The organism is Rhodococcus sp. ACPA1 (assembly GCF_002300195.1).
Classification (GTDB): Bacteria; Actinomycetota; Actinomycetes; order Mycobacteriales; family Mycobacteriaceae; genus Rhodococcus_F; species Rhodococcus_F opacus.
Genome location: NZ_NSDX01000001.1, coordinates 293,614 through 312,853 on the forward strand (window position 1 = coordinate 293,614; position 19,240 = coordinate 312,853).

General features: G+C 67.7%; 22 protein-coding genes. 14 read left to right on the top strand and 8 right to left on the bottom strand.

Features of this window, described 5'->3' with window-relative positions:
- Positions 1–8: 8 nt before the first annotated feature.
- The 4 genes from CJ177_RS01200 to CJ177_RS01215 form a co-directional block, all read right to left on the bottom strand.
- On the bottom strand, positions 9–3,191 hold the full coding sequence (locus CJ177_RS01200) for an NAD-glutamate dehydrogenase domain-containing protein (protein ID WP_095867133.1): 3,183 nt from the start codon (positions 3,189–3,191) through the stop codon (positions 9–11).
- Positions 3,192–3,341: 150 nt separating this feature from the next.
- Positions 3,342–4,505 carry an MFS transporter gene (locus tag CJ177_RS01205; protein ID WP_095867134.1) on the bottom strand — a complete coding sequence of 388 codons (1,164 nt, stop codon included), beginning with the start codon at positions 4,503–4,505 and terminating at the stop codon, positions 3,342–3,344.
- 1 nt (position 4,506) lies between these two features.
- Complete coding sequence (locus CJ177_RS01210; RefSeq protein ID WP_005259920.1) at positions 4,507–4,971, bottom strand: hypothetical protein; 465 nt, start codon at positions 4,969–4,971, stop codon at positions 4,507–4,509.
- 14 nt (positions 4,972–4,985) lie between these two features.
- A complete protein-coding gene (locus tag CJ177_RS01215; protein ID WP_005238627.1) occupies positions 4,986–5,915 on the bottom strand; it encodes an AEC family transporter in 930 nt (309 codons plus the stop codon).
- Between the two features lie 140 nt (positions 5,916–6,055).
- Between CJ177_RS01215 and CJ177_RS01220 the strand changes: the two genes are divergently transcribed.
- From CJ177_RS01220 to CJ177_RS01230, 3 genes are all read left to right on the top strand, one after another.
- Positions 6,056–7,108 (top strand): serine hydrolase, encoded by a 1,053-nt coding sequence (locus CJ177_RS01220; RefSeq protein WP_095867135.1) that lies wholly within the window; start codon positions 6,056–6,058, stop codon positions 7,106–7,108.
- 113 nt (positions 7,109–7,221) lie between these two features.
- Positions 7,222–7,578, top strand: coding sequence for a DUF6153 family protein (locus tag CJ177_RS01225; protein ID WP_257014333.1), 357 nt, complete (start codon positions 7,222–7,224; stop codon positions 7,576–7,578).
- A 70-nt stretch (positions 7,579–7,648) separates the two neighbouring features.
- A complete protein-coding gene (locus CJ177_RS01230) occupies positions 7,649–8,242 on the top strand; it encodes a DUF305 domain-containing protein (RefSeq protein WP_005238638.1) in 594 nt (197 codons plus the stop codon).
- A 61-nt stretch (positions 8,243–8,303) separates the two neighbouring features.
- On the opposite strand, the gene rpsR is transcribed toward CJ177_RS01230, so the two are convergent.
- From rpsR to rpmB, 4 genes are read right to left on the bottom strand one after another with little or no spacing between them, the layout of a single operon-like run.
- Entirely contained in the window at positions 8,304–8,558 is a 255-nt protein-coding gene (rpsR, locus tag CJ177_RS01235) for a 30S ribosomal protein S18 (RefSeq protein ID WP_005238639.1), read from the bottom strand.
- A 9-nt stretch (positions 8,559–8,567) separates the two neighbouring features.
- A complete protein-coding gene (rpsN, locus tag CJ177_RS01240) occupies positions 8,568–8,873 on the bottom strand; it encodes a 30S ribosomal protein S14 (RefSeq protein ID WP_061699906.1) in 306 nt (101 codons plus the stop codon).
- 12 nt (positions 8,874–8,885) lie between these two features.
- Positions 8,886–9,053 carry a 50S ribosomal protein L33 gene (gene rpmG / locus CJ177_RS01245; RefSeq protein WP_095867137.1) on the bottom strand — a complete coding sequence of 56 codons (168 nt, stop codon included), beginning with the start codon at positions 9,051–9,053 and terminating at the stop codon, positions 8,886–8,888.
- Positions 9,053–9,289: a 50S ribosomal protein L28 gene (rpmB, locus tag CJ177_RS01250; protein WP_005238644.1), complete on the bottom strand. Its 237-nt coding sequence runs from the start codon at positions 9,287–9,289 to the stop codon at positions 9,053–9,055. Before rpmB ends, rpmG begins: the two co-directional genes overlap by 1 nt.
- 96 nt (positions 9,290–9,385) lie before the next feature.
- On the opposite strand from rpmB, the gene mrf reads away from it, so the two are divergent.
- The 11 genes from mrf (at position 9,386) to CJ177_RS01310 (ending at position 19,231) form a co-directional block, all read left to right on the top strand.
- Positions 9,386–10,651 (top strand): ribosome hibernation factor-recruiting GTPase MRF, encoded by a 1,266-nt coding sequence (mrf, locus tag CJ177_RS01255; RefSeq protein WP_061044685.1) that lies wholly within the window; start codon positions 9,386–9,388, stop codon positions 10,649–10,651.
- Positions 10,648–10,902 (top strand): type B 50S ribosomal protein L31, encoded by a 255-nt coding sequence (locus tag CJ177_RS01260; RefSeq protein ID WP_061044684.1) that lies wholly within the window; start codon positions 10,648–10,650, stop codon positions 10,900–10,902. The genes mrf and CJ177_RS01260 overlap by 4 nt, the downstream gene beginning before the upstream one ends.
- Before the next feature lie 64 nt (positions 10,903–10,966).
- Positions 10,967–11,140 carry a 50S ribosomal protein L32 gene (rpmF, locus tag CJ177_RS01265; protein ID WP_005259908.1) on the top strand — a complete coding sequence of 58 codons (174 nt, stop codon included), beginning with the start codon at positions 10,967–10,969 and terminating at the stop codon, positions 11,138–11,140.
- 24 nt (positions 11,141–11,164) lie between these two features.
- Complete coding sequence (locus CJ177_RS01270; RefSeq protein WP_005238652.1) at positions 11,165–11,773, top strand: trimeric intracellular cation channel family protein; 609 nt, start codon at positions 11,165–11,167, stop codon at positions 11,771–11,773.
- A gap of 68 nt (positions 11,774–11,841) precedes the next feature.
- A complete protein-coding gene (locus CJ177_RS01275; RefSeq protein ID WP_005238656.1) occupies positions 11,842–12,528 on the top strand; it encodes a response regulator transcription factor in 687 nt (228 codons plus the stop codon).
- Entirely contained in the window at positions 12,528–14,006 is a 1,479-nt protein-coding gene (locus tag CJ177_RS01280; RefSeq protein ID WP_005238658.1) for a HAMP domain-containing sensor histidine kinase, read from the top strand. The genes CJ177_RS01275 and CJ177_RS01280 overlap by 1 nt, the downstream gene beginning before the upstream one ends.
- Before the next feature lie 122 nt (positions 14,007–14,128).
- On the top strand, positions 14,129–15,613 hold the full coding sequence (locus CJ177_RS01285) for a S1C family serine protease (protein WP_095867138.1): 1,485 nt from the start codon (positions 14,129–14,131) through the stop codon (positions 15,611–15,613).
- On the top strand, positions 15,613–16,173 hold the full coding sequence (locus CJ177_RS01290; protein ID WP_005259905.1) for a molybdenum cofactor biosynthesis protein B: 561 nt from the start codon (positions 15,613–15,615) through the stop codon (positions 16,171–16,173). The genes CJ177_RS01285 and CJ177_RS01290 overlap by 1 nt, the downstream gene beginning before the upstream one ends.
- 798 nt (positions 16,174–16,971) lie before the next feature.
- Positions 16,972–17,592 (top strand): MspA family porin, encoded by a 621-nt coding sequence (locus CJ177_RS01300; RefSeq protein WP_005254568.1) that lies wholly within the window; start codon positions 16,972–16,974, stop codon positions 17,590–17,592.
- A 66-nt stretch (positions 17,593–17,658) separates the two neighbouring features.
- Positions 17,659–18,360, top strand: coding sequence for an MspA family porin (locus tag CJ177_RS01305; protein WP_095867139.1), 702 nt, complete (start codon positions 17,659–17,661; stop codon positions 18,358–18,360).
- Between the two features lie 250 nt (positions 18,361–18,610).
- Positions 18,611–19,231 carry an MspA family porin gene (locus CJ177_RS01310; RefSeq protein WP_005254568.1) on the top strand — a complete coding sequence of 207 codons (621 nt, stop codon included), beginning with the start codon at positions 18,611–18,613 and terminating at the stop codon, positions 19,229–19,231.
- The last annotated feature ends 9 nt before the right edge of the window (positions 19,232–19,240 follow it).

Genomic DNA, 19,240 nt, shown 5'->3' on the forward strand with positions numbered 1-19,240 from the left:
GGATCTGGTCAGTGGCGGGTGAGCGCGAGCGACAGTTCGGCGTCGATGACGCAGATGCTCGAGTTGTCCACGCGGTCGTGGCTCCGCAGCTCGCCGAGCATCTGTGCCAGGCGGTCCGCGGCGGTGGTGTGTTCGGTCAGCCAGTGAGCGACGGCGTCGGCGGCGGACGTCGCGGGCGAGGCGTCGCGCAGCACCAGTCCGATCAGGCCGTGCCAGTGCTCCTGCAGGTTGTCGACGAGAACGGCTCCCGCCATCGCCTCCCAGTAGGCGGTCCCGGTCTCGCCGACGGAGAACCGTTCCGACAGCCAGTCGAGGCCCACCACGCGGCCGAATTCGCGGTACGTCTCGGCGACCTGGGTGATCGGCAGGCCGAGCGACTGCGCCGTGGTCTCCAGCGCGAAGCCCTGCGCCAGGATTCGCAGCGTACCCAGGTCCTGGGCGGGGGCACCGGTGAGGCGGGGCAGTGCCGCGGCGAGTTCCTGGACCGGCTTGGCGAAGCGCTCGATCAGCTGCTGCGCATCCGTGCCGGCGGTGCGATGCCGCAGCAGCCACGACGTGGTGCGTTCGATCAGGTCCTGGATGCCGAAGTGCAGGTTCAGCCGGGTCCGGTGGGATGCGCCGGGCAGGGTGAGGACCTCGTTCCACAGGCGGTCGATGTCGAACACCTGCCGCACCACCGCGTACGCGACGGTGATCTCGGGGGTGCCGACGCCGAGCCGCTCCTCGAGGCGGTGGATCAGGCCGGGTCCGACACGGTCGATCATGTCGCCGGCCACGATCACGGCCACGATCTCCCTGGCGAGCCGGTGACCGCTGATCTGCTGGGGGACGCGTTCGCGGATGGAGGCCGGGAAGTAGTCGGCGAGAACACCGTCGAACACGACGTCGTCGAGCACGGGGGAGGCGAGCAGTTCGGTGACGACGAGGTTCTTCGACTGTGCGAGCAGAACCGCGATCTCCGGCCGGACCAGTCCCTGGCCCGCGCGGTGCCGCGCCGACAGTTCCGCCGCCGACGGCAGGACCTCCGCGGACCGGCTGATCCCGGCGTCCCGCTCGAGGTTCTCGATCAGCCGCTCGTGGCGTCCGAGCAGGAACGGTGCGTGGACCTCGGCGAGGCTGATGGCGAGGGTCTGGGAGGCGGCGTCGGCGAGCACCGATTCGCCGATCTCGTCCTGGACGCGGGCGAGCAGCGTGTTCCGTTCCTCGGCGGGGAGTTCGCCGGCCGCCACGGCCGCGTCCAGCGCGACCTTCAGGTTCACTTCCCGGTCCGACGTGGCGACCCCGGTGGCGTTGTCGATGAAGTCGGCATTGATCCGGCCGCCGTTCAGCGCGTACTCGATGCGGGCGCGCTGCGTGAGGCCGAGGTTGCCGCCCTCACCGATCACCGCGGCGCGCACATCGCTCGCCGCCACCCGGACGGCGTCGTTGGCCGGGTCGGCGGCGTCGGCGTGCCCCTCGGTGGAAGCCTTGACGTACGTTCCGATTCCGCCGTTCCACAGCAGATCCACGTCCGCGGTCAGCAGCGCCTTCACCACCTCGTGCGGCGGGAGTTCGGTGGCGGTGACGCCGAGGCGTTCACGCACCTGCGGCGACAGCGGGATCTTCTTCGCCGTCCGCGGCCACACGCCGCCACCCGCCGAGACGAGGCTCCGGTCGTAGTCGTCCCAACTGCTGCCGGGCACGGACGCGAGGCGCTCGCGCTCGCGGTAGGACGCCTCGGAATCCGGTTCGGGATCGAGGAAGATGTGCCGGTGGTCGAACGCGCCGACCAATCGGATGGCGCGGCTGAGCAGCATCCCGTTGCCGAACACGTCGCCGGACATGTCGCCGATGCCGACCACCGTGAACGCGTCGGTGTCGACGTTCTTGCCCATCTCGGCGAAATGCCTGCGGACGGAAACCCATCCGCCGCGCGCCGTGATGCCCATCGCCTTGTGGTCGTAGCCGGCGGAGCCGCCGGACGCGAACGCGTCGCCGAGCCAGAAGCCGCGACGCGTCGCGATGCTGTTGGCCAGGTCGGAGAATCGGGCCGTGCCCTTGTCGGCGGCCACCACCAGATACGGGTCGGCGTCGTCGTAGATCACCGTGTCGCGGGGGTGGACCACCTCGCCGTCGACGATGTCGTCGGTGACGTCGAGCAGTCCGTCGATGAAACTCGTGTACGCCGCGCGGACCGCGTCGGGCGTCGTCTCGGTGCGCACCACGAACGCGCCCTTCGCGCCCATCGGAACGATCAGCGAGTTCTTCACGTGCTGTGTCTTCATCAGACCCAGAACCTCGGTGCGGAAGTCGTCCTTGCGGTCCGACCACCGCAGGCCGCCGCGCGAGACCGGACCGCTGCGGACATGGCTGCCCTCGACGATCGGCGAGTGCACGAAGATCTCGCGGTACGGGGTCACGGCCGCGGACAGCGACAGCAGCGACGGGTCGATCTTGAACGCGGCGGGGGCGGCGCTGATCGTGCGGTCGTGCTGGAACCAGTTGGTGCGCAGCACCGCCGACGTGAACGACAGCAGGCCGCGGAGCAGACGGTCCTCGTCCAGCGTCGCGGTGCGGTCGATCGCGTCGAGCAGCACGCGCTCCGCATCCGCGACGGCGCTCTCACGGTCGGGGCCGGTGGCAGCGGGATCGAAACGGGCGGTGAACAGGTCGCGGAATCCGCGCACGAAATCGTTGTGCCGCAACAGGATCGCCACGATGTTGGGTTCCGACAGTCCCAGCCCCACCTGACTGAGGTAGCGGCATGCCGCCCGGACCAGGACGGCGTCCGTCCACGTCAGGTTCGCCGCGGCGACGAGGCGGGTGAATCCGTCGACCTCCAGATGTCCGGCGGCCGCGGCCTCGAACGCGTCGGACAGCAGGCCCGGAGTCTCGGCGTCCCAGGCGAAGTCGCCGGTGCTGAAATCGAACCGGTGGACCAGCGGGCTGCCGGGCTCGCCCGCGGGCAGCTGTTCGTGGGACGCGACCCGCAACCCGAGGTCCGCGAACAGTGCGACCAACTCGGCGAGCAACGGGGTGCCCTGCGGCCAGACCATGACGGCGGCCGGCTCGGGCAGTGCATCCGCGGTGTCGACGAATCGCAGCCGCGGAGTGGTCCCTCCGGACGCCAGGACCGCGCTCGACACGGCGGCCTCGTCCTGGCGTGGACGGGGTGTGTCGGTCGTGCTCGGAATGACACCGGTATAGCTCATCGTGTGGCTCCTGACCCCTGATCTGGCAAACGCGTGACTTGGGAACCAGTGTGTCGAGAAGAGACGCACGCCACATCCGACGAAGTGGAGCGTCGTGCGGCGACGGACGCGACGTTTCGGAGCCCGTGAGTACTTGTCAACCGCGGGCGGTTAACAAGTACTCACAGCTCGCCAGGTGGAGACCGCTGCGGTGCCGAGCAGTCCGCCGGTGATCACGAAGATCGACGACGTGCCCGCGACCCCCGCCGCGGCGCCTGCGGCCAGCGGAATCAGTACCTGCCCGAGCCGGTTTCCGGTCAGGCGCAGCGACAACGCGGCGGCCCTGTTGGCGGCGGTGACGAGCCCTGCCACCCAGGTCATCGTCAGTGGTTGACCGATGCCCCAGAAGAATCCGGCCACGACGAGGAGCAGCGCCATCCCGACCGGGTCGGGCACGAACGGCAGCAGGGCGGTGGGCAGCGCCGAGCACAGCGTGGCGGAGATCAGCAGCTTCTGCCGCGACACCCGGGTGAGCAGCCACGGCAGGAACGCGCGTGACACGATCGACGCCGCGGTCCGCGCGGTCAGCAACAACGACACCAGCAGAACGCTGAAACCGAACTCGTGCCCGAGGACGGGGAGGTACGCGACGACGACGTCGACCGACGCCAGCACGATCAGACTGCTGAACACGGCCGGCCGCATCCCCGTCGTCGAGATCATGCTGAATACGGACTGCCGGTCGCCGGGCGACGGCAGCTCCGCTGCTTGCGGGCGTTCGCGTATCGGCCAGGCGAACGGGATCGCGGCCAGCGACACCACACCCATCACCGTCAACGCCAGAGTGGTTTCGACGGCGCCGCCGTCCGAGCTTCCCGCCGCGATCAGTCCGACGAGCGGGACACCGATGGCCTGGCCGACCGAGACGCCGAGCGTCAATCCGGCGAAACCCCGATCCAGTTCACCGGGTGGGGAGAGGAGCGTGATGAATCCCTGCCCGGCGACGGTCACGAGGATCTGGCCGAACCCGAGGACGACATTGCCGAGCGCGAGGACGATCAGGTCGCCGCTCGCCGCAATCACCAGGACACCCAGTGCGGTCAGCAGCACACCGGTCCGCAGGACCGCGGCGGCGTGCCGCCGGTCCACGGCGCGTCCGATCCGGACCGCGACGAGCAGCGGTGCCAGCGAGAACAGGGCGGTGACGATGCCGATCGTGACGGCGTCGCCGCCGAGCGCGAGGACGCGGTAGGAGACGAGAACGCGGACAGCGTGATAGACGGCCTGGAGGAGAGCAGTGGCAATGCAGACGTTGCGGAACCAGTGCTTCACCAGGTCATCCGTTGATCACCCGGCGATCGCCGAGCGGCGCCTGCAACGGGACTTCGAGGGTGCCGAACACGGCGACGAGAATGCACATCTTGTCGGCGGCCTCCGGGAGGGTGCCGGTGCGCAGCGAGATGGTGACGGTGGTGTCGGTTTCGGTGACGGTCGCGTCTGCGCCGTAGCACTCCGGGGTTCCGGTGACGAAGTGGATCGCCACCTTGTTGCCGTCCGCGCGGGACCACGACTCGAACGGTGTCGGATTCGCCCGGACGATGTCAGGGCGCGACTCGAAGACGGTGCCGAATTCGTCGCCGGGCACTTCGGAGGGAATCGGCATTCCCGACGACGGATTGGTCGGGCTGGGATCCACTGCGGACGCGATCTCCGGGGGAATCGTCGGTTCGTCGGTGCTCGAACCGGACCCGCATCCGGCGAGGGCGAGGCAGGCCAGCACTGCGAGGGCGATTACGCGCATATGCCACGGTAACCTCATCCCGCGAGCAGGCCGGAGACCAGCGCAATCCCCGGAATCGCAGCCAAAGTCGTGACGAAAGCGGTGTCTCGCGCCAGCACCGTTCCCACCCCGTACCGGCTTGCGTAGACGAAGACGTTCTGTGCCGTGGGCAGCGTCGCCACCACCACGATGGCGAACAGTTCGTGGCCGTCGAGCCCGAGCAGATAACGCGCCATCAGGTAGGCCAGCACCGGTTGCACCACGATCTTGAGCACCGACGCCAGCGCGACGTCGCGTCGCGGGCTCGTCCCCTTCTCCAGCACCCGCACCCCGTACAGCGAGATGCCGAACGCGAGCAGCGCACCCGGCACCGACGCGCCACCCATGAGCCGGAACGGCTGCATCAGGGCTTCCGGGGGTGTCCAGCCGAGGAGTGCGATCAGCAGTCCCGCGGCACCCGCCACGACGATCGGGTTCTTGAACGGTGCGGTGATCGTGTCGAGCCGCGACGCGCCGCGTCGGAGCGTGGTGACATCGAGGATGGTGAGGGCGATGGGGGAGTACGCGATGATCTGGAACAGCAGCAGCGGCGCCACGAACGACGCGTCCCCCAGGACGAACACCGCGATGGGAATGCCGAGATTCGCGGAGTTCACGTACGACGCCGACAGTGCGCCGATCGTCAGTTCCGGAAGGGACCTGCGCAACCACACTCTCGCGACGACCATGTACAGTGCGCCGACCGTCAATGCCGTGACAGCCGCGACGGCGAGTGTGGGCGAGAAGATCACGGAGAGGTCGGACGATGCGAGTGAATCGAACAGCAGCGCCGGTGTGGCGACGAAGAACACCAGCCTGCCCAGGACGGTTTCGCCCTCCGCGCCCAGCGTCCCGCGACGGCCGAGCAGATAGCCGATGGCGATGATGACGAATATGACGGTGAATCCCGCAACCACTCCCGACACGCTGCGGGGCACCTCCTCGACAGGTATGCCCCTGTCGGCAAACCTTCCGAAGTCTAGTGCTCGGCGTTCGGGTGGGTGACAATAGCGTCCGGTCGGGGAGATCGTCTGTGCGCGCGTTCCGTCGCGCTCGAGGAGTCGCAATGCTGCGTCGAACGACCGTCCTCTGTGCGCTGTTCTGCGCGTGGACCCTCGCCTGGGGCGCGGCTCCCGTGGCGTCGGCGCTGGCCCCGCCGTCGAGTGGGGATCCGCAACTGATCGCGCTCGCCGGGCAGGTCCTCGGGCGCAGCTACCGCGAGAACGCGAGCGTCGCGTACATCGACGCGTCCGGCACCCGGTTCGCGAATTTCGGGGCCACCGAAGACACCGACTACGAGATCGGTTCCGTCACCAAGACGTTCACCGCGGAACTGTTCGTCGACGCCGTCGCCCGGGGGGAGGTGCGCGAGGACACGAGGGCCGGGGAGGTGCTGCCGTTGCAGGGCGCACCGGTCGGCGACGTGACACTGCTCGAGCTGGCGTCCCACACGTCCGGGCTGGCGCAGTTCCCGATGAGCACCGACACCGTGGTGGCCGTCGGGCACTGGGTGGTCGCGTCCAACCCGTTCACGTACGACCGGGACACCCTGCTGCAGCAACTGCAGTCGGCGCCCCTCACTACCCGCGGCACGTACTCGTACTCGACCGTCGGCTTCGCGCTGCTCGGCCAGGCGCTGGCCGCGGCCGCGCACACCGATTACCCGTCGCTGCTCCGCGAGCGCATGCTCGCCCCCCTCGGGCTGTCGCAGTCGTGGATGCCGCTCACCACCGCCGACCTGCCCCCGAACGTCACCCGCGGATTCGACGTCCTGCACCGGTCGCAGGACCCGTGGCCGCTGGACGCCTACGCCCCGGCAGGCGGGTTGCGGTCGACCGCGAACGACATGTCGACCTACGTCCGGGCGCTCCTCGACGGAACGGTCCCCGGGAGCGCGGCCATGGATCCGCGGTGGATCGGCGACAACTACCGCGCGCTGACGTGGTCGATCGTCCCGTTCGAAGGCCGCGACTACACGCTGCACGGCGGCGCGACCGGCGGTTTCCAGTGCACGGTCGTGCTCGACCGCGAGAACGACCGCGGGCTCGTCATCCTCACCGACACCATCGGCGGACTCGAGCAGCAGGGTCTGGAGATCCTCGCCCACACCCCCATGTGAGTGTTTTCGCGTCCCGGGGCACACATTGTCACTCACGTGCCTGGGTACCCCCGCTGGGTATGTCCGGTTACAGTGGTCGTGTGGAGACGGCAACCGGGCGGAGGCACACAGTCGTGGCGCGTGCCGCGCTGCTGATCGCCGTCGCCGCCGGGGTGCTCCTCATGCACAGCCTGATCGCGCCGACCGCGATTGCCGCGGCACACGAGCAGCCCTCGGCCACCGCGTCCCACTCCGAAGACCCCCACGGTTGCGGCGGGGACGGATGCGAGCAACCCCACCTCACCGGACATCAGTGTGCCGGCGTGATCGTGGTGATCGCCGCGCTGACGTCGGTGATGTTGCTGTGGTGGCATTCCGTGGATCCTGCCGCGCGACGGTCGCGGGTGAGCGCCGACCGTGTGCAGTCGGGGCGCGGACCGCCGCCGTGGACGGTGCTTTCTTTGGCGGAACTCTCGATTCTGCGGGTGTGACAGGGAGCCCGGGGCGTGTGCCCCGGCGGATCCGACTGTCATTTCCCGAATCGATTTCGAGGAGTTCCCCATGCGTACCACCATCACTGCCCTGATCGCCGCCGCGACAGGTGCGGCTCTCGTCCTGACCGGCTGCGGCACCGACTCGGCAGGCACCTCGTCGACGTCCGGTGCGTCGACCTCAGCCGTCGAATCGCAGACGCAATTCAACGACGCCGACGTCGCGTTCCTGGAAGGGATGTACCCGCATCACGCGCAGGCGGTGGAGATGTCCGACATGGTCGCCGGTCACACCGACAACGCCGAGGTGGTCGCTCTCGCCGCCGCGATCAAGGCGGCGCAGCAACCCGAGATGGACCGGATGACCACCTGGCTCCAGCAGTGGGGACAACCGGTTCCGACGCCCGACATGTCCGGCATGCACGACATGAACCATGGCGCCGGAATGATGTCGGCCGATCAGATGGACGCCCTGACGGCATTGTCGGGCACGGAGTTCGACCGGCAATGGCTGACCATGATGATCGCGCACCACGAGGGCGCGATCGATATGGCGAACACCGAACTGGCCGACGGTGAGAACCCGGAGGCCAGGCAGATGGCCACGGACATCGTGACCGCTCAGCAGAAGGAGATCACCGACATGCAGGCCGCGCTCGGCTGACCGGAATGACGAAAGGCCGCGTAATCCGAGGATTACGCGGCCTTTTCGGTGCTTACGTGAGTTACCGGCTCGTGAAGGGCAGCAGAGCCATCTCGCGAGCGTTCTTGACGGCGACGGCAACCTGGCGCTGCTGCTGCGGGGTCAGGCCCGTGACGCGGCGGCTACGGATCTTGCCGCGGTCCGAGATGAACGTGCGGAGGAGGTTGATGTCCTTGTAATCGACGTACTCGATCTTGGCCGCGAACAACGGGTTCTTCTTGGGCTTGCGGCCCTCGACGGGACGCGGCTTCTTCGACGGTGCTCTCTTGACTGCCATCTGCTTCCTTTACCAGCTCGACTTGTGGACGCCTGGCAGCTCCCCGCGGTGCGCCATCTCGCGAACACGCACGCGAGAGAGCCCGAACTTCCTCAGGTGGCCGCGCGGACGTCCATCCGCAGCGTCTCGATTGCGTAATCGTACCGGACTCGCGTCGCGGGGCAGACGCTGCAGTGCCGCCCGGGCCTGCGCGCGCTCGTCTGCGCTGCTCGATGGACGGCGGATGGTCTCCTTCAGCTCCGCGCGGCGCTCGGCCCAGCGTGCCACGACGATCTTGCGTTGCTCGTTCTTCGCGATCTTCGACTTCTTGGCCATGTGCGGTGTCTTCTACTTCTCTTCTCGGAAATCGACGTGCTTCCGCACGACCGGGTCGTACTTCTTCATCACCAGACGGTCGGGGTCGTTGCGGCGGTTCTTGCGGGTCACGTACGTGTATCCGGTGTCTGCCGTCGACTTCAGTTTCACGATCGGGCGGATCTCGTTGCGGGCGGCCATCAGATCTTGTCCCCGCGGGCGCGGATCCGGGCGACGACGGCCTCGATGCCGTCCCGGTCGATGGTTTTGATGCCCTTGGCGGAGAGCGTGAGGGTGACCCGTCTGCCCTCGCTGGGCAGGAGGTACGTCTTCTTCTGGATGTTCGGATCCCAGCGCCGGTTGGTGCGCTTGTGGGAGTGCGACACCGACTTGCCGAATCCTGGCTGGCGTCCGGTCACCTGGCAGTGCGCCGACATGGGCGTTCCTCTCTGTCCCCTCGCGGAACCGCCGCAAGGGTTATGACAATCATTTTCGACAATGGCGAGATTCCAATGTAGCGTTCCGTCCACGTAATGACAATCGTTATCGAAAGGGTGCTCGTGAGTGAGATACTCGACGGCCGGACGCCGCTGATCCTGGTTTCCGGTTGGAACGGCCCCGCCGAGGACGCGGCGCGGTCGCTGCTCCGCGAAGGCACCGTCGTCGTGCATCACGACCTCGACCTCGTGCACGAAGGCGTCGTGCGCCGCACCGTCACGACGCTGGAGTCGGGGGCGCCGCGCGAGCGCCTCGGCATCCTCGAACTGGCGCACGGTTGCATCTCCTGCACGCTGCGCGAGGACCTACTCCCGCTGCTCCGCCGCCTGCACACCCGCAGTTCGGTGCAGCGCATCGTGCTGCACCTCGACCGCCGGCTCGAACCCGAGGCGGTGTGCTGGGCGGTCGAGCACGTGGCGGTGTCCGGTGTGGTGGGGCAGATCGACGGTCCGGCATCGCGGGACGTGCGCGTCGACGGCGTCGTCACCTGCGTCGACGCGGCATCGTGGCTGGCCGACGCCACCGGCGACGAAGCACTGGACGACGACCGCACCGTCGCGCAGGTCGCGGTCGGGCAGGTGGACTTCGCCGACGCCCTGGTGGTGTCGGGCAGTGCCGGCGACGGCTGGCAGCAGGCCAGGCTCCACGCCGTCCTGGCCCGGTTGGCACCAGGCGCGCCGATCATCTGGAACGGGGAGGCGCCCGACGTCGAGCGCCTGCTCCGCGACATCCCGGCCGGCGCGCGGCGCGGTGAGCCGTCCCACGCCCACTCGCCGCTGCTGCGCGGACAGCCGCCGCTGTCCCACGACTGCGGCGTCATGCTCGTCGAGTTCACCGCCACCCGGCCGTTCCATCCGGAGCGACTGCACGAGGCCGTCGACGTGCTCCTCGACGGGGTCGTCACGTCTCGCGGCCGCGTGTGGGTCGCGACGCAGCCGGACGAGGCTCTGTGGCTCGAGTCGGCCGGTGGGGGACTGCGGGTGGCCAGTGCCGACCGCTGGCTGGCCGCGATGACCGCGGAGGAACAGGAACAGGTCGGGGTCGCGCGCCGCGCGATGGCCGCGCTGTGCTGGGACGAGCGCTTCGGCGACCGGCACACGTCGATGGTGGTGCTGGTGCATGCGGCCGACCCCACCGAGATCGACCGCACGCTGCAGTGGGCGCTCGTCACCGACGACGAACTCGCGGACGAGGCGGCCTGGCAGTCGTGGCCCGACCCGTTCGGGCAGTTCCACGAAGACCCCTGCGAGAGCAGCGAATCACCCTACGCAGAACCCGAATCGAGAGAGGGACACGAATGAAGCCCCACATCCACCCCGACTACCACCCCGTGGTGTTCCAGGACGCGAGCACCGGAACCACGTTTCTCACGCGGTCGACGGTGACCAGCGACCGCACCGCCCTGTGGGCGGACGGCAACACCTATCCGCTGGTGGTCGCGGACGTGACCAGCGAGTCGCACCCGTTCTGGACCGGCGCGCAGCGAGTGATGGACACCGCGGGCCGCGTCGAGAAGTTCGAACGCCGCTACGGAGTGCGCAAGCGCCCGTGAGTGCTTGTCAACCGCCCGCGGTTAACAAGTACTCACGGGTCGACGACGAAGGAGGAGACACACCATGGCAGTACCGAAACGCAGAATGTCGCGGTCCAATACGCGCAGCCGGAGATCGCAGTGGAAGGCCCAGGCACCCGACCTCGTCGAGGTGACGGTGGGCGGCGCGACGCATCGCGTGCCGCGCCGGCTGGTGAAGGCCGTGAAGCTGGGATTGGTGGACCCGGCCGGGAAGTGACGCTCCCCGTGCGAACCTTGGCGGGTGCTGCTGTACATCCTGGAACTGGTGGGCATCGCGGTGTTCGCGGCCTCGGGCGCCCTGGTGGGGGTGACGAAGCGCCTCGACATCTTCGGTGTGTGCGTGGTCGGTGTCTTCACCGCTCTCGGTGGCGGCATCGTCCGCGACGTCCTGCTGGGCATCCATCCGCCGACGTCGCTGGGTAGCTGGCCGAACCTCGGCACGTCGTTCGGCATGTCGTTGCTGGTGTTCTTCCTGCATTCGACTGTCGGGCGACTCCGCCGGGAGATCCTGGTCCTCGACGCTCTGGGCATGGGCCTGTTCGCGAGCACGGGCGCGGTGATCGCGCTCGACCACGGGGCGAGCCCGCTCGCGTCGTGTCTCATCGGCGGGACGGCGGCGATCGGCGGCGGGATCCTGCGCGACGTGCTGGTGAACGAGGTCCCGTTGCTGCTGCAGCGGGACTTCTACGCGGTGCCGGCGCTGCTCGGTTCGGCGTTGGTGGTCGTGGTGAGCGAGTGGGGTTCGGGCACCGACGTGGCGCTGGTGGTGGGCACCGTGTTCGCGTCGGCGCTGCGGGTGCTGGCGCTGTGGCGGAACTGGGGTCTGCCGGGTCCGCGGGTCCTCGAGTGACCGCCGCCAGGGCACTTCGATGATCCCTTCTCAGACATATCTCAGTTGATCGGGCCAAACTGTCGGGTATGCGCATTTTGGTGGTCGACGACGATCGCGCCGTGAGGGAGTCCTTACGGCGGTCCCTCAGCTTCAACGGGTACTCGGTGGAACTGGCCGTCGACGGTATCGATGCTCTCGAGAAGGTGGCGAACGCGCGCCCCGACGCGCTCGTACTCGATGTGATGATGCCGCGCCTGGACGGTCTCGAGGTGTGCCGACGGCTGCGGAGTACCGGCGACGACCTGCCGATTCTCGTCCTCACGGCGCGCGACTCCGTGTCGGAGCGGGTGTCGGGCCTGGACGCCGGAGCCGACGACTACCTGCCGAAACCCTTCGCCCTGGAGGAGTTACTGGCCCGGCTGCGCGCACTGCTGCGCCGCGCCGCGCCGGAGCCGGGCATCGACTCGGAGAAGATGACGTTCGAGGACCTCACGCTCGACCCGGTCACCCGCGAGGTGACGCGTGGCGAGCGGTCCATCAGCCTCACCCGCACCGAGTTCTCGCTCCTCGAGATGCTGATGGCCAACCCGCGCCGGGTACTCACCCGCGGTCGCATCCTCGAGGAGGTGTGGGGTTACGACTTCCCGACGTCCGGCAACGCGCTGGAGGTCTACGTCGGGTATCTGCGCCGCAAGACGGAGGCGGACGGCGAGACCCGCCTGTTGCACACCGTCCGCGGAGTCGGCTACGTGCTGCGGGAGACTCCTCCGTGATGGCAGTTCCGTTCCACAAGACCGCCGACAAGTCGGGGTCGGCGAAGCACGACTCGCACCACATTTCCCGGCACCCCACAGGCCCGATCCCGTTACCGCCCGAGATGCGACCTCCGATGCCGTTGACGCGGTCGGTGTCGTTGCGGTGGCGGGTGACGCTGCTCGCCGCGTCCGTGGTGGCCATCGCGGTGGCAGTCATGGCGATCGCGGCGTACGCCGTGGTGTCGCGGGCTCTGTACGCGGATGTCGACAACCAGTTGCGCACCCGCGCGTCGGCGCTCATCGACAGCAATCTCGTGACGTTCGATCCGCGCTACATCGCGGGCGCGACGCTGTACACGACGGACATCAGTGTGGCGCTGATCTTCCCGGACCTCGACACGTACACGCCGCCGGGGTCGAGTGTCCCCATCGGTGAACCCGAACTGTCCGTGGCCCGCGGCGAGCGCGACACGTCGTTGCGTACGGCGGACAATCAGCGGGTGCTGGCCGAGCGCACCCAGGACGGCAGCACCCTGGTGATCGCGCAGCGCCTGGCGCCGACGGGCGCCGTGCTCGACCGGCTCGCCTGGGTGCTGTTCATCGTCGGCGGGTGCGGAGTGGTCCTCGCGGCCGCCGCCGGAACGACGGTGGGGCGCACCGGTCTGCGTCCGATCGCCCGGCTCACCGCCGCCACGGAACGGGTGGCCCGGACCGACGACCTGACGCCCATGCCGGTGACGGGCAACGACGAACTCGCCCGGCTCACCGAGAGTTTCAACACGATGCTGAGGGCGCTCGCGGAATCGCGGGAGCGGCAGAGCAGGCTCGTCGCCGACGCCGGACACGAACTGCGGACGCCGCTCACGTCGTTGCGTACCAACATGGAGTTGCTGATCGCGTCGAGTCGTCCTGGCGCACCGCATATTCCGGACGAGGACATGGCCGAATTGCGCACCGATGTGGTGGCGCAGATCGAGGAGCTCTCGCAGCTGGTGGGCGACCTCGTGGATCTCGCCCGCGAGGACGCACCGGAAACCGTCTTCGAGAGAGTCGATCTCAGTGAAGTGGTGGATCGGAGTCTCGAGCGGGCACGCCGCCGGCGCAACGAGATCGACTTCACCGCCGTCACCGTTCCCTGGTTCGTCTACGGCGACCATGCGGGACTGTCGCGGGCGGTGCTCAACGTGCTCGACAACGCGGCAAAGTGGAGTCCCACCGGTGAGCAGGTGCGCGTGGCGATGAAGCCGGCAGGCGACGGACTTCTCGAGCTGACGGTCGACGACGCGGGCCCGGGCATTCCGGAGGAGGATCGGGAGCTGGTGTTCGACCGCTTCTACCGATCGACGGCGTCGCGCTCGATGCCCGGCTCCGGGCTGGGACTGGCGATCGTCAGGCAGGTGGTGGTCAAGCACGGCGGCACGATCGCCGTCGACGTCTCGGAACGGGGCGGTGCGCTCATCCGGATCGTCCTTCCGGGTGAACCCGGAGCGGAATAGTCTCAGGGTCACGGCTAACTCAAAGGCCGGTCTCAGGACCTTCTCAGTCCCACCGGGCACTCTCGTACACAGAGACGGTGCGACTGCCCCTGCGGGCGGTCGCGGGAGATGGAAGTGATGCGATGACCGAAGATCGAAACAGTCACGACGGCAACAGCCGCGACAATGCGGGTGGCGACCAGGGCGCGCGCCCCGATCAGCCTGCCCACCCGCAGGCGGCGCCGGGTCACCACCCGACCGAACAGTTTCCGGCCACTCCGCAGAACCCCGCGGGCGGTCCGATGGGTCAGCAGGCCTACGGCGCCGGGTACCCCCAGAGCAATCCGTACGGTGTGCCGCACCAGCCCACACAGCAGTTCGGGCAGCCTCAGCACGGCGCTCCGGGACATCCGGGTGCCCAGCACGCTGCCGGGCAGCACGGGGCGCCTCAGGGCCCGTTCCCGGGCCTTCAGGGCCCCGGACAGGCCGCGGAGGGATCGACGGCGACCGCGACCAAGCGTCCCGCCCGCACCGCCATCGTGGTGGGCGCTGTGGCGCTCGCTCTCGTGAGCGGCGGCATCGGTGGCGTCGTAGGCTCCCTGGCAACCGAACGGAACGGCAGCGGCGCCGCGGTGACCAATTCCCTCGACGCCCCCAAGAACAACACCGCGACCCCGGCCGCGAACGCACCGGCAGGTTCGGTGCAGGCGGTCGCGAACAAGGTGGTCCCGAGCGTCGTCCAGATCGAGGTGGCGACGGCCGGCGGTTCCGGTGGAGAAGGATCCGGCATCGTCATTTCGTCCGACGGCATGATCCTCACCAACAATCACGTGGCAGGCGCGGCCGCCAAGGGCGGCAAGCTGACCGTCGCCTTCTCGGACGGCAGCACGGCGGACGCCAAACTGGTCGGCGCCGACCCGGTGTCCGATCTCGCGGTCATCAAGGTGGACGGCAAGACCGACCTCACTCCGATCGAGCTGGGAACGTCCGGCAACGTCCAGGTCGGGCAGCAGGTCGTCGCGATCGGGTCGCCCCTCGGCCTGGCCGGGACCGTCACCGAGGGCATCATCTCGGCGCTCGATCGCCCGGTGTCCACCAGCGGTGAGTCCGGCAACCAGAACACTGTCATCGACGCCCTCCAGACGGACGCGGCGATCAACCCGGGCAACTCGGGCGGCGCCCTCGTCAACATGGACGGCCAGCTGATCGGCATCAACACCGCCATCGCGAGCATCGGCGGCTCCGGTGCGGGCGAGCAGAGCGGCTCCATCGGACTCGGCTTCGCGATCCCGGTCGACCAGGCCCGGCGGATCGCGGACGAGCTGGTCAAGACAGGCAAGGCCACCCAGGCCGTCATCGGGATCCAGGTCCCGTCGCAGGACGCCGCCAACGGTGCCACCGTCGTCGAGGTCACGTCGGGCAGCCCGGCGGAGAAGGCGGGAATTCCGAAGGGGTCGGTGATCACCAAGGTCGACGACCGCGTCATCACCAGTGGCGACGCGCTCATCGCCGCCATCCGCTCACACGCACCGGGAGACAATGTGTCCATCACCTACACCGACGGGAACGGATCCAATTCCAAGACCGTCGACGTCACGCTCGGAACCGCCGAACAGGGTGGCCGCTGATGAACGCGGGGATTCTCGGGCAGGTCGAGTCCGTTCTGAACGGGGCCACTACGGTAGGGACCATGGACATCGAAGCCTCGCTGGCCGGCCGCGCGCTGGTGGTAATCGTCGACGACCGCACCGCTCACGGTGACGGCAAGGACTCCATCGGGCCTCTGGTGACAGAACTGCTGAACGAGGCCGGCTTCATCGTCGACGCCATCGTGGCGGTGGCGGCCGACGAGGTGGAGATCCGCAACGCGCTCAACACCGCCGTCATCGGCGGCGTCGACCTCGTCGTCTCCGTCGGCGGCACCGGCGTGTCGCCCCGCGACGTCGCCCCTGACGTCACGGCCGAGGTCCTCGACCGCGAGATTCCGGGAATCTCCGAGGCCCTCCGGTCTTCGGGTCTCGCCGCCGGTTCGCTGGATGCGGGCCTCTCCCGCGGGCTCGCCGGAGTGTCCGGCAGCACACTCGTGGTAAACCTCGCCTCCTCCCGCGCCGCGGTCCGGGACGGCATGGCTACCCTGACGCCGCTCGCGGCGCACGTGATTTCCGAATTGTCCGGTCTGGAAGGCTGAGACGATTTCTCGTTCCGACGAGCCGGACTCGCCAAGCGAGACCGACGAGCAGGCAGTTCCGAGCCGGGCCCCGATCGACAGGGCCCGGCTCGAACGCATCTTCGGGGACGTCTTCCCCGACACCACCGCGGACGAACGCGAACCCGGGGAAGGGCCCACCGCCGCTGCCGGCGACGAATGGCTGCGCCGTCAGCGCCCCCCACATCACGGGTAGTTACCTTCGAAAGCCTCACCTTAAGCGAATCGTGATCTGCGGTCCCGCTCTGCGATCACCGTGAGTATTTGTGCTTCCGCCCGGGCGGAATTTCCCCGGCGCGGGGCCGCCTTCAGCGTTCTTTCAGGCATCACATTTCGGTCAGAACAGACATCCTTCGAGCTTGTGAACCGAATGTAAACGTTACCGAACTTAACGTGAACAGCCAGTGAACCTGCTGGTCAGGAGGGTGGCGAGTGGTCGGAATTTTCGCGCAAATCCCACACATTGGACACGTTTTCGGGTGTGGCATACATCACGATTCTGTTTCCGATGGAATTAATTGCTTAGGCAACCACCTGCCGGTTACTGTCCTCGGCGAGTCAGTACTGGAGATGGAGGGCAGGGTCGATGTGCCGTTGCCCAGTCGGAACTCTGACGATTCGTCAGTGATTTCGTCTTCAGCGCGGTTATCGAGCTGTGATCATCCGTAGTTCACTCTGCGGACATCACAGCTCTGGATACTGCGCTGGGCCCGACATGGACCACTCCTCAGTCTCGAAGGTCGTGACTGGGAACCAGCAGAATCCTGATGAGGGGAACGAATGAGCGAGAACCGAAAGACCGGCCTGCGCCGTGGAGCCCGCATTGCCGGCCTTGGTGCCGCTGCGGCTGTAGTCCTCGGCCTGATGTCCACGGGTGCGGCCAATGCCGACACCTTCGTGCCGCTGCCGGGTGGCGAAAAGGTCGTCAACGCGGGAAGCGTCACGGCCAAGATCGCCCGCAACGCGGAGAGCGCTCTGGTTTCGCCGTCGCTGGCCGCCAATGGTGCGGGCCGCACGGCTTGGGTGTCGGGTGACGTGTTCGCCGAGCTCGGTGGTGAGATCCCGGAGGAAGGCGCGACGCTGACCACCGGCTACATCGTGGGTTGCCAGATCGACATCACCGGTCTCGAGGGCAAGCTCAGTGCCGACCTCGGTTTCGATGCGCTGGGGATGGGTGGCTCGCTGTCGGTGCCGATCGAGGCCGGTGAGGTCAAGTTCGCGAAGATCAAGACCAAGGAAGACCTGAAGCCGGGTGTGTCGGCGATTCAGTACCGCGATCAGCAGATCGAGGTCCAGGGTTGCGGTGGGTACGCGCAGGCTCGGGCATACACCGTGGTGGAGGTTCCGGGGAACCACTACGTGAAGGCCACCCTCTACGGGCAGCCTTTCAGCATCGGCTGATTGCCGCTCCCAATCGATTCCATCCACGACTCTCGCGTAAGCGATCAGTAACCCTAGAGGGGAACCATGAACAGCAAGACCCTGCGCCACGGCGCCAAGGCTGCCGGCGTGGTCGCCGCGGCCACCGTCGCGATCGGCCTCTTCTCCACCGGTGCGGCCAACGCCGACACCTTCGTTCCGTTGCAGGACGGTGAGATCACTCAGACGCTGCTCGACGGCACTGTGGTGACCGTGCGTCAGACCGGTAACACGGCGAACATCAGCCCGTCGATGGGTTCGACCCCGCTGCACCGCAATGTGTGGACGTCGGGCTCGATCGATGTGTCGATCAATGGTGGCACCGCCAAGGGCGGCACCATCGATGCCGGGTACATCGTGGCGTGCCAGCTGAACTTCGGCGGCTCCGTCAACGGCGAGGCCGGTGCCAGCCTGACGCCGTCCGAGGTCGTCGGTGCGGCTACCGGTGGCGATCCCGCCAGCATCCCGGTCGAGGGTGGTGCCGGTAGCGGCGTCTCGATCGGACCCGGTAAGGCCACCAACGTGCCGATCCTCGACATCGAGTACGCAGATGATTACGACGAGGAAGCGCACAAGAGCAGCTTCAAGTTCACCGGCAAGAGCGGTGGCTTCACGTACTCGGACGAGACGTTCGGTGTCTCCGGTTGCGCCGGCTACGCGCAGGCCCGCTCCTACGCCAAGGTCACCGTCTCGACCGACTCGGTCGATGGCACCGTCACCCTGTGGGGACAGCCCTTCAGCCTCGGCTGACGCGTGACGCCGAAAAAAAATTGAACTATGTAATACCTCGAAGTTGGGGGCGTACGGCACTTCCGTACGCCCCTAACCTCGCTCTATGCGCTGTTACGCATGTCACAGTTCGGACACGGAGACTGGGGCGGAGGCAGATTCGGACACGTAGCTATAACATTTGGACGTTGTTTCAGCTAACTTTATCCCGTCAAGAGGTAAAGACTGCCTAACCGACAGCCGGGTAGGTGGTACCTGATGAGGGGAAAGAATGAGCGAGAACCGAAAGACCGGCCTGCGCCGTGGAGCCCGCATTGCCGGCCTTGGTGCCGCTGCGGCTGTAGTCCTCGGCCTGATGTCCACGGGTGCGGCCAATGCCGACACCTTCGTGCCGCTGCCGGGTGGCGAAAAGGTCGTCAACGCGGGAAGCGTCACGGCCAAGATCGCCCGCAACGCGGAGAGCGCTCTGGTTTCGCCGTCGCTGGCCGCCAATGGTGCGGGCCGCACGGCTTGGGTGTCGGGTGACGTGTTCGCCGAGCTCGGTGGTGAGATCCCGGAGGAAGGCGCGACGCTGACCACCGGCTACATCGTGGGTTGCCAGATCGACATCACCGGTCTCGAGGGCAAGCTCAGTGCCGACCTCGGTTTCGATGCGCTGGGGATGGGTGGCTCGCTGTCGGTGCCGATCGAGGCCGGTGAGGTCAAGTTCGCGAAGATCAAGACCAAGGAAGACCTGAAGCCGGGTGTGTCGGCGATTCAGTACCGCGATCAGCAGATCGAGGTCCAGGGTTGCGGTGGGTACGCGCAGGCTCGGGCATACACCGTGGTGGAGGTTCCGGGGAACCACTACGTGAAGGCCACCCTCTACGGGCAGCCTTTCAGCATCGGCTGATTGCCGCTC